At 66.2% G+C, this 13,867-nt stretch carries 11 protein-coding genes; 9 read left to right on the forward strand and 2 right to left on the reverse strand.

Features of this window, described 5'->3' with window-relative positions; translation table 11 throughout:
- Positions 1–73 precede the first annotated feature (73 nt).
- From nirB to ACT531_RS20880, 7 genes are all read left to right on the forward strand, one after another.
- On the forward strand, positions 74–2,521 hold the full coding sequence (nirB, locus tag ACT531_RS20850) for a nitrite reductase large subunit NirB (RefSeq protein ID WP_476018658.1): 2,448 nt from the start codon (positions 74–76) through the stop codon (positions 2,519–2,521).
- Positions 2,522–2,541: 20 nt separating this feature from the next.
- Entirely contained in the window at positions 2,542–3,354 is an 813-nt protein-coding gene (locus ACT531_RS20855; protein WP_476018659.1) for a type IV pili methyl-accepting chemotaxis transducer N-terminal domain-containing protein, read from the forward strand.
- Positions 3,355–3,422: 68 nt separating this feature from the next.
- Entirely contained in the window at positions 3,423–3,824 is a 402-nt protein-coding gene (nirD, locus tag ACT531_RS20860; RefSeq protein WP_476018660.1) for a nitrite reductase small subunit NirD, read from the forward strand.
- Positions 3,825–3,952: 128 nt separating this feature from the next.
- Positions 3,953–6,790 (forward strand): nitrate reductase, encoded by a 2,838-nt coding sequence (locus ACT531_RS20865; protein WP_476018661.1) that lies wholly within the window; start codon positions 3,953–3,955, stop codon positions 6,788–6,790.
- Positions 6,791–7,120: 330 nt separating this feature from the next.
- Positions 7,121–8,044, forward strand: a complete 924-nt coding sequence (gene ybiB, locus ACT531_RS20870; protein ID WP_476018662.1) for a DNA-binding protein YbiB — start codon at positions 7,121–7,123, stop codon at positions 8,042–8,044.
- Positions 8,041–8,874 (forward strand): uroporphyrinogen-III C-methyltransferase, encoded by an 834-nt coding sequence (cobA, locus tag ACT531_RS20875; protein ID WP_476018663.1) that lies wholly within the window; start codon positions 8,041–8,043, stop codon positions 8,872–8,874. Before ybiB ends, cobA begins: the two co-directional genes overlap by 4 nt.
- Positions 8,875–9,115: 241 nt before the next feature.
- Complete coding sequence (locus ACT531_RS20880) at positions 9,116–9,820, forward strand: methyl-accepting chemotaxis protein (protein ID WP_476018664.1); 705 nt, start codon at positions 9,116–9,118, stop codon at positions 9,818–9,820.
- An 88-nt stretch (positions 9,821–9,908) separates the two neighbouring features.
- Here ACT531_RS20880 and ACT531_RS20885 read toward each other — a convergent pair whose 3' ends face one another.
- Positions 9,909–10,397, reverse strand: coding sequence for an acyl-CoA thioesterase (locus ACT531_RS20885; RefSeq protein WP_015015165.1), 489 nt, complete (start codon positions 10,395–10,397; stop codon positions 9,909–9,911).
- A gap of 118 nt (positions 10,398–10,515) precedes the next feature.
- Between ACT531_RS20885 and ACT531_RS20890 the strand changes: the two genes are divergently transcribed.
- Complete coding sequence (locus ACT531_RS20890; RefSeq protein WP_015015166.1) at positions 10,516–11,649, forward strand: sterol desaturase family protein; 1,134 nt, start codon at positions 10,516–10,518, stop codon at positions 11,647–11,649.
- Positions 11,650–11,676: 27 nt separating this feature from the next.
- On the opposite strand, the gene ACT531_RS20895 is transcribed toward ACT531_RS20890, so the two are convergent.
- Positions 11,677–12,159, reverse strand: a complete 483-nt coding sequence (locus tag ACT531_RS20895) for a DUF4124 domain-containing protein (RefSeq protein WP_476018665.1) — start codon at positions 12,157–12,159, stop codon at positions 11,677–11,679.
- Positions 12,160–12,380: 221 nt separating this feature from the next.
- Between ACT531_RS20895 and ACT531_RS20900 the strand changes: the two genes are divergently transcribed.
- The gene (locus tag ACT531_RS20900; RefSeq protein WP_476018666.1) at positions 12,381–13,565 is read left to right on the forward strand and encodes an ABC transporter substrate-binding protein; all 1,185 of its coding nucleotides are present in this window, start codon (positions 12,381–12,383) and stop codon (positions 13,563–13,565) included.
- Positions 13,566–13,867 lie beyond the last annotated feature (302 nt).

Raw genomic sequence — 13,867 nt, forward strand, 5'->3', positions numbered from 1 at the left:
GGTCGGAGCTGCATTGTGTGGACGCCTTTTTTGTTTTTGGCATCGCCCAGGCGATGGAACCGACGGAGTCACGATGAAAAAGCTCAAACTGGTGATGGTGGGGAACGGCATGGCCGGTGTGCGCACGCTGGAAGAGCTGCTCAAGATTGCCCCCGATCTGTATGACATCACGGTCTTCGGGGCCGAGCCGCACCCCAACTACAACCGTATTCTGCTGTCGCCCGTGCTGGCGGGCGAGCAGACGATTGACGAGATCATCCTCAACGACTGGCAGTGGTACGCCGACAACCACATCACGCTGCACACCGGCTTCACCGTGACCGATGTGGACCGCGTACGCCGCGTGGTCACCGCCACCAGCAAAGACGGTGATGTGATCACCGCCGAGTACGACCGCCTCATCATGGCCACGGGCTCCAACCCCTTCATCCTGCCCGTGCCCGGCAAAGACCTCCAGGGCGTGCTGGCCTACCGCGACATTGCCGACACACAGGCCATGATCGACGCAGCCGCCACATACAAGCACGCCGTCGTCATCGGCGGCGGCCTGCTGGGCCTGGAGGCTGCCAACGGCCTCATGAAGCGCGGCATGACCGTGAGCGTGGTGCATGTGATGCCCTCGCTGATGGAGCGCCAGCTCGATGACGTGGCGGGCAAGATGCTGCAGAAGTCGCTGGAAGACCGTGGCATGCGCTTCTTGATGGGCGCGCAGACGCAGGAGCTGGTGGGCAACGCCGAAGGCCGCGTGAGCGCCGTCAAGTTCAAGGACGGCACCGAAGTGCCCGCCGACCTGGTGGTGATGGCCGTGGGCATCCGCCCCAACACCGCGCTGGCTGAAAAGATGCGCCTGCATGTGAATCGCGGCATTGTGGTGAGCGACACGCTGCAAACCACCACCGACGCGCGCATCTACGCCGTGGGCGAATGCGCCGCGCACCGGGGCATTGCCTATGGCCTGGTTGCGCCCCTGTTCGAGCAGGGCAAGGTGCTGGCCAACCAACTGGCCGAGTTCGGCATTGGCCGCTACCAGGGCTCGCTCACCTCCACCAAGCTCAAGGTGACAGGCATCGACCTGTTCAGCGCAGGCGACTTTCAGGGTGGCGAGAACACCGAAGAGATCGTGATGAGCGACCCCTTTGGCGGCGTGTACAAAAAGCTGGTCATCAAAGACGACAAGCTGGTGGGCGCCTGCCTGTATGGCGACACCGTGGACGGCAGCTGGTACTTCAAGCTGCTGCGCGACGGCCGCAGCGTGAGCGACATCCGCGACAAGCTGATGTTTGGCGAGAGCAACATCGGCGACGTGGGCCACCAGGGCCAAAGCAAGGCATCGGCCATGGCCGACAGCGACGAGGTGTGCGGCTGCAATGGCGTGACCAAGGGCGCCATCTGCAAGGCCATCAAGGACAAGGGCCTGTTCACGCTCGACGAAGTGCGCAAGCACACCAAGGCCAGTGCATCGTGCGGATCGTGCACGGGCCTGGTCGAGCAGATCATCATGTTCACCGCCGGTGGCGACTACAGCGCCACACCCAAGACCAAGGCCATGTGCGGCTGCACCGACCACGGACACCAGGCGGTGCGCGACGCGATCCGTGCCAACAAGCTGCTGAGCATTGGCGACGTTTTCAAGTTCATGGAATGGAAGACGCCCAACGGCTGCGCCAGCTGCCGCCCCGCCGTCAACTACTACCTCATCAGCACCTGGCCCAAGGACGCCAAGGACGACCCGCAAAGCCGCGCCATCAACGAGCGCAGCCACGCCAACATTCAAAAGGATGGCACCTACAGCGTCATCCCCCGCATGTGGGGCGGCGAGACCACCGCCGACGAGCTGCGCCGCATTGCCGACGCAGTGGACAAGTACCACATCCCCACCGTCAAGGTCACGGGCGGCCAGCGCATTGACCTGCTGGGCGTGAAGAAGGAAGACCTGGTCAACGTGTGGAAGGACATCGGCATGCCCAGCGGCCACGCCTATGCCAAGGCGCTGCGCACCGTGAAGACCTGCGTGGGCAGCGAGTGGTGCCGCATGGGCACGCAGGACAGCACGCAGATGGGCAAGGACCTGGAGCGCGCCATGTGGCGCATGTACGCGCCGCACAAGGTCAAGTTTGCCGTGAGCGGCTGCCCGCGCAACTGCGCCGAGGCCGGCATCAAGGACGTGGGCATCATCGGCGTGGACAGCGGCTGGGAGATGTACGTCGCTGGCAACGGCGGCATCAAGACCGAGGTGGCGCACTTCTTCACCAAGCTGAAAACTGCCGAAGAAGTGCTGGAGTACACCGGCGCGTTCTGCGAGCTGTACCGCCAGGAAGGCTGGTACCTGGAGCGCACCGTGCACTACGTGAGCCGCGTGGGCCTGGACTATGTGAAAAAGCGCATCCTCGAAGACCACGAAGGCCGCAAGGCGCTGTGGGAACAGCTGCAGTTTGCGCTGGACGGCGAGCCCGACCCCTGGTTCGAGTTCGACAAGGCCGCCGTGGACACGCGCCAGTTTGCCCCGCTGACCGCCGCCTGAAGCGCCCGGAGCCGCACACCATGCAACGCCGCACCTTGCTGACCGCCGCCGGCTACACCACGGCCTGGAGCACCCTGGGCATCATGTCGCTGGGCACCGCCCAGGCCCAGGTCACGGACCTGAACGACGCCATCAACAAGGCAGGCCGCCAGCGCATGCTGAGCCAGCGCATGGGCAAAGCCTGGCTGGCGCTGGCCCACAAGTCCGACACGCCCGCAGCGCGCGCCGTGCTGGACCAGTCGCTGGCGCTGTTCGAGCGGCAGCTGGCCGAACTCAAGGCCTATGCGCCCTCGCCCATCATCCGCGACACCTACACGAAGCTGGAATCGGCGTGGGCCGACCACAAGGCCACGCTGCTGGGCACCGCACCGTCGCGCGACGGCGCGGCCGCCCTGCTGCAGGCCGATGCCAAGGTGCTGGCGCTGGCCCACCAGGGCACCGTGCAGTACGAAGCCGCCTCGGGCAAGCCCGTGGGCAAGCTGGTCAACGTGGCAGGCCGCCAGCGCATGCTGAGCCAGCGCATGGCCAAGTTCTGCCTGTCGGCCATGCTGGGGGTGGACACCTCCACCGCCACCACCGAGATCGCCAAGGCGCGCGACGAGTTCATCAGCGCCACCGAGCTGCTGCGCAACGCGCCGCAGGCCACCAATCGCATCCGGCAAGAGCTGTTGCTGGCCGATGGCCAGTGGGTCTTTTTTGACGCTGCGTTGCAGCGCCTGGGCACCAGCAACAACACCTTCCGCCAGGTGTCGGAAGTGTTTGTGAGCAGCGAGAACCTGCTCGCCAGCATGGACCGCGTGACCGGCCTGTATGCCGCACTGGGCAGCAGCTGACAGCCTGCCCTGCAACGGCCCCACACGCGCCCCCGACATCCCACCGAACAACACCAAGGACGATTCCCATGACCACCAACAACCCAACCCCTGAATGGAAGCTGATCTGCCGGGTGGACGACATCCCCGTGCTGGGCTCACGCCGCGTGGCGCGCCCCCAGGGCCTGGATGTGGCCGTCTTCCGCAACGACGCCGGTGGTGTGTTTGCGCTGCTGGACCGCTGCCCCCACAAGGGCGGCCCGCTGAGCCAGGGCATTGTGTTTGGCACGCATGTGGCGTGCCCCCTGCACAACTGGACCATTGGCCTGTGCGACGGCCAGGCCTCGGCGCCCGACGAGGGCTGCACGCCGAAGTTTGCCGTGAAGGTGGAAGACGGCGCGGTGTACCTGGACGCCGCCGAGCTGGCAACGGTGGCCACGGATCTGACGCGCCCCATCGCCGGGCCTGCGCGCAGGGCGGTGGGCGTGTGAGCGGTGGCGAGTGTTGCGCCCCAGGCGCCGCATGCGCCCCCCCGGCGAGGACACGAAACACTATCAAAACAATAGCTGACAGCGCAATATGCACTAGCGCCTGAGGCCAAAACAGCCCAAAACACGCCATGCAAGAAACCCAATCCACCTGCCCCTACTGCGGCGTAGGCTGCGGCGTGATCATCGAATCCGAAGGCGCACAAATCACCGGCGTGCGCGGCGACCCCACCCACCCCGCCAACTTTGGCCGCCTGTGCACCAAGGGCTCGACCCTGCACCTCACCGCCACCAGCCCCGTCACCCTGCAAACCCGCCTGCTGCACCCCCTGCAACGCGCACAGCGCAACGAAGCCGCCCTGCCCGTGACCTGGGACGCCGCACTGACGCTGGCCGCAGACAAGTTCGCCCACACCATCGCCCAGCACGGCCCCGACGCCGTGGGCTTTTACGTCAGCGGCCAGTTGCTGACGGAGGACTACTACGTCTTCAACAAGCTGGCCAAGGGACTGATCGGTACCAACAACATCGACACCAACTCGCGCCTGTGCATGAGCAGCGCCGTGGCGGGCTACAAGCAGACCCTGGGCGCTGACGCGCCACCCGCCTGCTACGACGACGTGAAACACGCGCAGTGCCTGTTCATCGTGGGCAGCAATGCGGCCTGGGCGCACCCCATTTTGTTCCGCCGCATCGAAGACGCACGCGCCGCCAACCCGGGCATGAAGGTCATCGTGGCCGACCCGCGCCGCACCGACACGGCCGGCATGGCCGACCTGTTCTTGCCCATCCAGCCCGGCAGCGACGTGATGCTGTTCAACGGCATGCTGCACCTGATGCTGTGGGAGGGCTGGACCAACGCCGAATACATCGCCGCGCACACCACGGGCTTTGACGAACTCAAGGCCCTGGTGCGCGACTGCACGCCCGAGCGCGTGGCGCAGACCTGCGGCATCAGCGTGGCCGACCTGACCACGGCGGCCAAGTGGTTCGCCACCTCCAAAGCGACCCTGAGTCTGTACTGCCAGGGTCTCAACCAAAGCAGCAGCGGCACCGCCAAGAACGCTGCGCTCATCAACCTGCACCTGGCCACCGCGCAGATCGGCAAGCCCGGCGCGGGCCCCTTCAGCCTGACCGGCCAGCCCAACGCCATGGGCGGGCGCGAGGTCGGTGGCCTGGCCAACCTGCTCAGCGCCCACCGCGACCTGGCCAACCCGCAGCACCGCGCCGAAGTCGCCGCGCTGTGGGGCGTTGCCGATGTGCCCAGCCAACCCGGCAAGACGGCGGTGGAGATGTTCCAGGCCGCTGCCGACGGCGAGATCAAGGCCCTGTGGATTGCCTGCACCAACCCCGCGCAGAGCATGCCCGACCAGGCCACCGTGCGCCGCGCGCTGCAACGCGCCGAGTTTGTGGTGGTGCAGGAGGCTTTTGCCACGGCCGCCACCTGCGACTACGCAGACCTGCTGCTGCCCGCCACCACCTGGGGTGAAAAGACCGGCACCGTGACCAACAGCGAGCGCCGCATCTCGCGCGTGCGCACTGCCGTGCCTGCGCCCGGCCTGGCGCGGCACGACTGGGCCATTGCGGTGCAGTTTGCGCACCAGCTGGAGGCGCGCCTTCGGCCCGGCGCGCCGACGCTGTTCCCGTACGCCACCGACGCTGCCGACGCAGGCGCAGAGGCTGTATGGAACGAACACCGCGAAAGCACGCGCGGGCGCGACCTGGATATCACCGGCTTGTCGTGGGACATGCTTGAAGCGCAAGGCCCGCAGCAGTGGCCGCTGCCTGAAGGCGCCACCACCGGCAAGGCACGCCTGTACCAAAACGGCGTCTTCCCCACCACCGATGGCCGCGCGCGTTTTGCCGCTCACGCATGGCAGCCCACCACTGAGCAGCGCGAGTCGCGCTACCCCTTCAGCCTGACCACCGGCCGCCTGCGCGACCAGTGGCACGGCATGACCCGCACCGGCACGCTGGGCCGTCTGTTTGGCCATGTGGCCGAACCCAGCCTGCAGATGCACCCGCAGGACATGGAGCGGCGCAAGCTCGCCAGCGGCGACCTGGTGCACGTGACCAGCAAGCGCGGCTCCATCGTGGTGCCCGTGTTGGCCGACACCACGCTGGGCCTGTCGCAGGTGTTCATGGCCATGCACTGGGGCAGCGAGTTTTTGAGCGGCGTGTCTTCCACCGGCGAACGGCTGGCGGGCGTGAATGCGCTCACCACCTCGGCGTTCTGCCCCACCTCCAAACAGCCCGAGCTGAAACACGCCGCCGTCAAGGTGCTCAAGGCCGAACTGCCGTGGACGCTGCTGGCCATGGCTTGGCTGCCCGCCGACAAAAACCAGGCCACACGCGAAGCGCTGTCTGCCCTGATGGCGCAGTTCCCGTTCGCGAGCTGCGTGCCCTTCAGCAACAACACCCCGCTGGATGAGCCCGGTCGCGAGCGCACCGGGGTGCTGCTGCGCGCCGCCGCCCACGAGGCACCGCCCGATGCGCTCATCGCACAGATCGAAGCCCTGCTGGGCATGGCAGGCGCCGACACGCTGCGCTACGCCGACAAAAAACGCGGCCAGCGCCGGGCGGCACGGCTGGCGCACCAGGGCGACAACACCACGCTCGAAGGCATCGTGCTGGCAGGCGACACCAGCGCCGAAGGCTGGCTCAAGACCCTGCTGCAGGAAGAACTGCCCGCACAGACCTACGGCCGCCTGCTGCTGGTGCCCGGCGCCAAGGCGCCCGTAACCGTGCAGTCGCGCGGCAAGCCGGTGTGCACCTGCTTCAACGTGACAGACGCCGCCATCACCGCCCAACTGGCGCACTGCCACGGCACCGACGATGACCGCCTGGCACAACTGCAAGGCCAACTGCGCTGCGGCACCAACTGCGGCTCGTGCGTGCCCGAACTCAAGCGCATGGTGCGATCCACGGGGCCGCTGGCATCCAAGCCGTTCGCGCAGGCCGTCATATAACCAAAAGTTCTCTTGCTTGCAGGAAAATAGACCTCAGACCAACAAACCCCACCAGGACTTGTGCAACAGGGCTCCAGCTAGGCGCTTTCGGCGCAGACAGTACGCCTTGTACGGCAAGCCGAGATAACGACGCTAGTGTGGTGTTGCGCGCTATCTGGCACATGAAAACCGATGGATTTTTGGTCAGGGCAAGGCGCAAACCACAGCGATACCCGGAGGTATCGCGAGGATTTGCAACGCAGCCCTGGCCGAAAAGACACGGTTTGAAGTGCCGGATAGCGTGCAACACCACACTAGAGCCCTGTTTCACAAGTCCCGCCACCAAGAACCATGGCCATCGCCCAGTACATCAAGGAAATCGGACGCGGCGCGCGCGGCGCCAAGCCGCTGTCGCGCGAGCAGGCCACCGACCTGTTCGGCCAGGTGCTGGACGGCGCCGTGACCGACCTGGAGATCGGCGCCTTCTGCCTGGCCATGCGCATCAAGGGCGAAACGTCCGAAGAGATGTGCGGCTTTCTGGATGCCACGCACAGCCGCCTGGCGTTGCTGCCCGCCACCGACCGCCCGCTGATCGTGCTGCCCAGCTACAACGGCGCCCGCAAGCTGCCGGTGCTGACCCCGCTGCTGGCGCTGCTGCTGGCCCGTCAAGGGTTGCCCGTGCTGCTGCATGGCATGCGCACCGAGGCGCGGCGGGTTTTGGCATCGGATGTGCTTGATGCGCTAGAAGTACCTGCCCTGATAGCTCCTGAAAAGATAGCAAACGGTATGGTGCGCCATATCCACACCCAGCACCTGCACGCGGGGCTGGCGCGCCTGCTGGCAGTGCGCGAGGTGGTGGGTCTGCGCAACCCGGGGCACAGCGTGGTCAAGCTGATGAGCCCGTGCGCGGGGCCGTCGGTGGTGGTCACGGCGTACACACACCCCGAATATTTCGAGATGCTGCAGACCACCTTCCGCACGTTGGGCATGAACGCCTTGCTCTCGCGCGGGCTGGAGGGAGAGGTCGCTACCGACCCGCGCCGCACGCCGCGCTACGACGGCTTTGTGCGCGGTGAGCACACGGTGCTGGAGGCACAGCAACCAGGTACCGCCAGCGAGGTGCCGGGCCTGCCTGCCGAGATCGACGTGGCCACCACGGCCACCTACACACGCCAGGTGCTGGCGGGCGAGTTGCCGATTCCACCCGCCATCAAGCGGCAGGTGGAACACATCTTGCACGTTGCTGGTCAAACTGCTTCGGAGACATCCCCATGACCCGCCCCACGCCTTCCACCACGCCGCCCACGACCCCACCGCACCTGGGCACCGGCGGCCGTTGCACGCTGGTGGGCGCAGGCCCGGGTGACCCGGAGCTGCTCACCCTCAAGGCGCTCAAGGCCATCCAGGCGGCCACGGTGCTGCTGGTGGATGACCTGGTGAGCGATGCCATCGTGGCCCATGCCTCGCCCACGGCGCGCATCGTCTATGTGGGCAAGCGCGGCGGCTGCAAGAGCACACCCCAGGCCTTCATCGAAAAGCTGATGCTGATGGCCGTGAACGAAGGCGAGAACGTGGTGCGCCTCAAGGGCGGCGACCCGTTCATCTTTGGCCGGGGCGGCGAAGAGGTGGAGCACCTGCGTGCCGCAGGTGTTGAGGTCACCGTCATCAACGGCATCACCGCAGGGCTCGCAGGGCTGACCTCGCTGGGCGCACCGCTCACGCACCGCGAGCATGCCCATGGCGTGGTGTTTGTCACCGGCCACGCCAAGCCCGGCGACGCGGGCACCGACTGGCGCCAACTGGCCGCCACGGCGCGTGACGCCAAGCTCACGCTGGTCATCTACATGGGCGTGAGCGGCGCCGCCACCATCGAGCAGGAACTGCTCACCGGCCTGCCCGCCGACACGCCTGTGGCCGTCATCCAGCACGCCAGCCTGCCGCACCAGCGGCATGCCATCACCACACTGGGCTCACTGCACGCCACCATCACCCGCGAAGGGCTGGCCAGCCCTTCGGTGATTGTGGTGGGCGATGTGGTGCGCGGTGTTGCGCTGGCTGTGCAGGACGCGGGAGCAGCGCCGTTGCAGGCCCGGCGCGCGGGCTGAGCACACAAAACGACCTAGACAACGCCACAGCCCCACTTGCGCGCTGCGCAGGCAGGGGATGCGCCGTGCTCGCGCGCAAAAAAAAGCGCTCCAAGGCGTGCCTACGCGCTGCGCCGTCGCGTGTTTCATTCAGCACGGGCTCCCTCTACACAGCACCGCATTGGGTCACGCGCCTGCATGCATATTGGCCCGGGTATTGCTTGAAAGCATGCATCTGAATGCAACCCGCACAAGGAGCACCATGGCAGCCTTTCCCCTCCCCGCACGCACTTCCAGCCTGCCCACGCTGTCGTCTTCCACTCAGGCTCCCTCGCGCGACGCGGGCATGTCACTCGTCAACCTGGCGGCGCGCCAGCGCATGCTGTCTCAGCGCATGGTGCTGCAGACCGTGCTGGCCGCACGCGGCAGCGACCTGCACCTGAAGGCCGCGCGCAGCTCGCTCACCCTGTTCACCGACAGCCAGGCACGGCTGGTGGACACGCCGCGCCACCTGGATGCCACCAGTGCCGAGATCATCCGCAAGGCCTACCACGGCCCCCAGGGCGTTGGCGCCACCATCGACGCGTTTGCGCAGCAGGTCGGCACAGCGCTGGACCTGGCCGAGCGCCAGAGCCCGCGCGTGGAAGACACGTTGGCCCGCTTGGTGGAAACCACCGACGGTGTGCTCGACGCCCTCAACACGGCCACCACGGCGTTCGACCAGGTGAGCAAGGCGCAGTCCGAAACCTTGATGAAAGAGCTGGCGGGCATCGTGGCCTCGATCCAGACCGTGGCGCGCGAGGCCAAGGTGGTCAGCTTCAACGCCCAGGTGATGGCGGCGCGTGCCGGGCAGCACGGGCGCGAGTTTGCGGTGGTGGCCAATGTGCTGTCGGGCATCACCAACGAGATCGACGGCCTGTCACTGCAGGCCGTGTCACTGGCCGGGCGCAGCCGCAGCGCGGCCTGAGCGCCACAGCGTGAGAGACAGAGAAAAGGCCCGGGGCGATCTGCCCAGGGCCTTCAAAGGCGTCCATTCAAGGCGCCCACTCAAAGCGTTATTGCCCAGCGGTTTCGCGCACCTGCTGGAACCGCTGCGCCAGCTCCTTGCGCAGCGTCTTGCGCATCAACGCAGCGTCCCAGCGGCGGCGCTCGTCGGGGGTGGAGGGCGTCAGTGGCGGCACCTGCACGGGCTTGCGTGCCTCGTCCACGGCCACCATGGTGAAGAAGCAGCTGTTCACATGCCGCACCACCTGCGAACGGATCTCTTCGGCCACCACCTTGATGCCGACTTCCATCGACGAGCTGCCCGTGTAGTTCACGCTGGCCAGAAAGGTCACCAGCTCGCCCACATGGATGGGCTGCAAGAACATCACCTGGTCCACGCTCAGCGTCACGGTGTAGCAGCCCGAATAGCGGCTGGCGCACGAGTACGCCACCTGGTCCAGCAGCTTGAGGATGGCGCCGCCGTGCACGTTGCCCGAAAAGTTGGCCATGTCGGGCGACATGAGCACGGTCATGCTCAGTTGGTGTGAAGGGATGTTCATGCAGCGATTTTAGAAAGCTGCACGTGCTGTGTGGCACGCAAATCGGGCTGCAGGCACGGCGGGTGGCGGCTTCGCTACACTCGCGCAGCACCTGCTAACCGGGTGCGAGGAGGAACCGATGATCGAACTAGAAAAACTCAACGAATTCACCGAAAGCCATGGCGCATTGCGCACCGGCAAGGGACTGGTGTCGGGCGTGATTGCGCTCACGCTGGCCATCCTGTGCTTTTTGGGCGTGCTGGCCTTTCACTTTCCCGAGTACCTCACCACGCCGCAGCTGCGCAAGAGCTACGACGTGACGGTGATCCGCAACATCATGCTGGTGGCCATGGCGATTGCGGGCGGCATCTCGCTGGTCAACATTGTGTTCAACCGCGCCCGCTGGCTGGCCACCTTTGCGTTTGCCATCGTGGCGATCACTGCGCTGCTGGGCGGCCACAAGGTGGAGGTGGACCCGAACTTCCCCGACAACACGCCCTACATCGGCCTCGACTGGTTCATCCTCGACCTGCTGGGCAGCTCGCTGATCTTCATCTTCATCGAGAAGCTGTTCGCTCTGCGCAAGGACCAGCCCATCTTCCGCGCCGAGTGGCAGACGGACTTTCACCACTTCATCGTCAACCACATGGTGGTGGGCTTTGTGCTGTTGGCCACCAACCTCATCGTGCACAAGTTCTTTGGCTGGGCGGCCAGCGACGGCATTCGCGGCTGGGTGCAGGGCCTGAACTTCTGGGTGGCGCTGTTCCTCATCATTCTGGTGGCCGACCTGGTGCAGTACTGGACGCACCGCGCCTACCACGAGGTGCCGTTGCTGTGGCGCTTGCACGCCGTGCACCACAGCGTCAAAAGCATGGACTGGATGGCCGGCTCGCGCCAGCACATCCTGGAGCTGCTGATCACCCGCACGTTGGTGCTGGCCCCCATCTATGTGCTGGGCTTCAGCAAGGAAGTGATCGATGCATACATCGTGGTGGTGGGCTTCCAGGCCGTGTTCAACCACGCCAATGTGAGCGTGCGCCTGGGGCCGCTGCGCTACGTGCTGGTCACGCCCAACTTCCACCACTGGCACCACAGCCAGGACCAGGAGGCGCTGGACAAGAACTACGCTGCGCACTTCGCGTTTCTGGACTACCTGTTTGGCACTGCCGTCAAAAGCACCAAGCTCTGGCCCGAGCACTACGGCGTGCTGGGCGACTACGTGCCCAACGGCTTTGTGAAGCAGTTCAAGTTTCCGTTCACCTGGAAGGGGTGAGGGCTCCTCATTGACTGAGACGCTGTCTCAGGGCATCGCCGCCAGCTCTCGCTCCAGCACCCGCAGTTGCTCCCGCAGCGCCTCGGTCCGTTCTTCACACGCGGCCTTGGCATCGGCGGCCTTTTCCGCGCCCTCCTGCACAAACTGGTTGCCTGCCGGCAGGTTGCCGCGCCGTAGCGGGCCCGCCGTGGCCACGGCGCCGGGCGGGGCCGAGCATTCACGCTGGTTGCGCTCGACAGCGGCGCGGGCCTGCGGGATGCCCTGGGTCTGCAGGTAGTTCTTGCGCTGCCAGGTGGGGCCGAATGCGCCCTCACCCACGGGTGCCGCTGCGGGCTGCACCGGGGTGGCGCCACGGGTGGTGGGGCGCACGTCGATCTTCTCGCCCTCCCCTACACAGGGTGCGTCCTGGAACGACACCTTGCCGTTGGCGTCCGTGCATTTGTTGATGGCCCACGCCGGGGACAGGCAGCCCAGCGCCAGGGCACAGAGGGCGTAGCGGATCAGAGTCATGGTGTCTTCCTTGGCAGGTCCATGCCGCATGCTACCGCGATGCGAGGAGCGGCCGGCAGGCAACGCAAGTGCAGTGGCAGACAGCGCCGCTGGAGATAGGCACCTGTCCCTAACATGACGCCTCCCCAGTACAAACCCGGTGCGCGCGCTGCGTGCTGCCCTCCTACCATCGCCGCTCGCTGGGGCCGCTGTGGCCCGTTCTGAGCAGGAGACACCGCGTGATGACCACCCCGAATGTGAATGTTGAGCCCGCCGAGCAGCGGCTGCCCCTGGCGCGCCGCCGCAGCCTGGTCTTGGCGCTGGCGGGTGGCGCCGCCCTGGCCAGCCTTCCAGCCCGCGCACAGTCCACTGCAGGCGGCAAGGGAGACATCCTCATTGGCCGATCTACCGCGCTGTCTGGCGGCATGGCGCCGTTCCTGTCGCCCATCCACGAGGGGCAGGAGGCCGCTGTGGAGGACGCCAATGCCAAGGGCGGCATCGGTGGCCGCAAGATCCGGCTGGTGTCGCTGGACGATGGTTTTGACGCCCGCCGTGCGCTGGCCAACGCCAAACAGCTGAGCGAAAAGGACGGGGTACTGGCGCTGTTTGGTGTGGCCGGGACCTCGCAGGTGATGACGCTGCTGCCCTACCTGGCGCAAGCCAAGCTGCCACTGATCTCGGTGTACACAGGCAGCCCTGCCGTGCGCGCGCAGCAGCACCCCTACCTCTTCACCACCCGCGCCAGCTATGCCGACGAGCTGGTGAAGATCGTGCGCAACCTGGTGGCCGTGCAGACCTCGCGCATCGCCGTGGCTTACGAAAACAACGATTTCGGCAAGCTGCTGCTGCCCCTGGTGGAAAAGACGATTGCCGCCGAGGGTGCTGCGCTGGCCGGCTCGCACGCACTGGCCTCTTCGGGTGAAGACGCGAACGATGCTGCCAAGGCCCTGGCCACACAAAAGCCGCAGGCCGTGCTGCTGGTGGCGGCAGGCCCGTCCGTGGTGGCCTATGTGCGGGCCAACCGCGCGCACCTGGGCGTGCCCATCTATACCTTGTCGCTGGGCGCAGGCAGCGCCGTGCTCAAGGCGCTGGGCGACGACGCGCGTGGCCTGGCCGTGGCGCGCACCGGCCCGTCCCCCACCAAGCCCACCATTGCGCTCACGCGCGACTTCCAGGCCTCCATGAAGCGCCACGACAAGCCGGCGGACTACGACCGCTATACCGGCTACATGGACGCACGCGTGCTCATCGAAGGCCTGCGCGCCGCAGGCCCCGGTGTCACACGCGCCAGCCTGGTCACGGCCATGGAGGGCCTGGGCAACCTGGACCTGGGCGGTTTCAGCTACCAGTTCAGCCCGCAGAACCACCATGGGTCCAACTACGTGGACATTGCGGTGGTGGGCACGGGCGGGGTGTACCGGCAGTGAAAGCCACGATTCGCTGGCGGCTTCGGCGCCAGCGGGTCTGCAAGACATGGCGCACCGCGTAGCCGTGCCGCAGTGACCACCACAGCGCCACACAAAGGCATCACCCCAGCTACCGGGTGCGGCAGACTGCGTCCCACCCGGTGAGTTGTGCCGCCAGAACAACAAAACCCGCACATTGGGGCCATATCTGCCGTTTTTTTGCGAATAGTTCGCATTTGTATTTAAAATTTTACAAATCCCAGCCAGCCGTGCATCCCATCGGAGGAGCGTTGCCAGCCAGCCTGCCAACGCATTTCCCCCAG

Source organism: Acidovorax sp. DMC1 (genome assembly GCF_056314325.1).

Coding starts and splice junctions, on each gene's coding strand:
- nirB (WP_476018658.1), top strand. CDS start 74: ATGAAAAAGCTCAAACTGGTGATGGTGGGGAACGGCATGGCCGGTGTG.
- ACT531_RS20855 (WP_476018659.1), top strand. CDS start 2,542: ATGCAACGCCGCACCTTGCTGACCGCCGCCGGCTACACCACGGCCTGG.
- nirD (WP_476018660.1), top strand. CDS start 3,423: ATGACCACCAACAACCCAACCCCTGAATGGAAGCTGATCTGCCGGGTG.
- ACT531_RS20865 (WP_476018661.1), top strand. CDS start 3,953: ATGCAAGAAACCCAATCCACCTGCCCCTACTGCGGCGTAGGCTGCGGC.
- ybiB (WP_476018662.1), top strand. CDS start 7,121: ATGGCCATCGCCCAGTACATCAAGGAAATCGGACGCGGCGCGCGCGGC.
- cobA (WP_476018663.1), top strand. CDS start 8,041: ATGACCCGCCCCACGCCTTCCACCACGCCGCCCACGACCCCACCGCAC.
- ACT531_RS20880 (WP_476018664.1), top strand. CDS start 9,116: ATGGCAGCCTTTCCCCTCCCCGCACGCACTTCCAGCCTGCCCACGCTG.
- ACT531_RS20885 (WP_015015165.1), bottom strand. CDS start 10,397: ATGAACATCCCTTCACACCAACTGAGCATGACCGTGCTCATGTCGCCC.
- ACT531_RS20890 (WP_015015166.1), top strand. CDS start 10,516: ATGATCGAACTAGAAAAACTCAACGAATTCACCGAAAGCCATGGCGCA.
- ACT531_RS20895 (WP_476018665.1), bottom strand. CDS start 12,159: ATGACTCTGATCCGCTACGCCCTCTGTGCCCTGGCGCTGGGCTGCCTG.
- ACT531_RS20900 (WP_476018666.1), top strand. CDS start 12,381: ATGACCACCCCGAATGTGAATGTTGAGCCCGCCGAGCAGCGGCTGCCC.